General features: G+C 74.6%; 1 protein-coding gene. It reads right to left on the reverse strand.

Translation table 11 applies throughout. The features are described from left to right. Positions 1 to 272: 272 nt before the first annotated feature. Positions 273 to 1,137 (reverse strand): MBL fold metallo-hydrolase (locus tag ACYVE9_RS27760; protein ID WP_461030647.1); only part of this gene is annotated, 865 nt, incomplete at its 5' end.

Genomic DNA, 1,137 nt, shown 5'->3' on the forward strand with positions numbered 1-1,137 from the left:
GGACTGGTCGGGGGTGGCGATGTCGATCACCGGGGTCGTCACACACCGCCAAACGCTGGGGTCTGGGAGCCGACTGCCGGCGCAAGTTGCGGCTGCGCTCCGCCCCGCGGCTCCCGGCGTTCGAGGTCGAGCAGGACACCCTGCCCGGCATGTGAGCCGCGCAGGGGCCGAAGCCGGCCCTGGTGCCCGGCCGGGCAGGAGCACGGCTCGCGGCGGACCGACGCGCGCACCTCCGGTCGTCGTCGACGGGCGCGGGTGGCGGCAGCGGTCCGTCAGGGCGTGAACGTGCCCAGGTGCTCCAACGGCACGAACCGGCTGCGGGGTGACGCGTCGCGGACCGCTTCGCGCAACGCGTCGAGGCCGCCCCAGTCGCGGGCCCGCCCCAGCGGGTGGTCGAAGTCGTCCCAGTGCGTCGGCAGCACCCACTCCGGATCGCCCAGTGCCCGCAGCAGTCGCGGCACGTAGGCGTGCACGCTGGCGCCGCCGGGCTGGATCATCACCACGTCGGCGCGCACCCCGGCGAGCGCCGCCTCGTCGAAGTTGGAGCCGCCGAAGTCGACGATGCTGAAACCGTTCGCCAGCGTCACGCAGTAGGCGAGCGTGCCGCCCTCCACCAGGTCGGAGATGACCTGCGGGCGGGGCGGTACACCGCCCGGCCGGGTGCCGGGGTACGGCACCCGCGGGTGTTCACCGACCATGGAGTGCAGGGAGCGCAGGACACGCACGGTGTAGCCGTCGAACTGGAGGTGCTCCCCACCGCTCACCGGTGAGAGCTGGTCCTGCGGCGCGCCCAGGGCACGCAGCATGTTGACGTGGCTCTCGGTGCCGAAGACGGTGGCGCCGGTGCGCTCCGCCAGGTGCGGCACGTCCGGCAGGTGGTCGTAGTGGCCGTGCGTCACCAGGATCTGGTCGGCGCGGAGCCGGTGCCGGTCCAGCAGCGCGGTGTCCACGGTGATCGGGGTCCGGGGATCGGCGCCGGGCTCGGTGTAGGTGCCGGTGCGGAACCGGGTCAGCCACGGGTCGATGAGCACGGTGGCCGCCCGGGCCCCCGAGCCGATGCGGATCTCCCAGCCGTTGTTGCCCAGCCAGCGCAGCCGCACCGCGGGCCGGCCGCCGTCCGCCGCCCCGGCCGCCTGC

It is taken from the genome of Streptomyces sparsus (assembly GCF_054776295.1).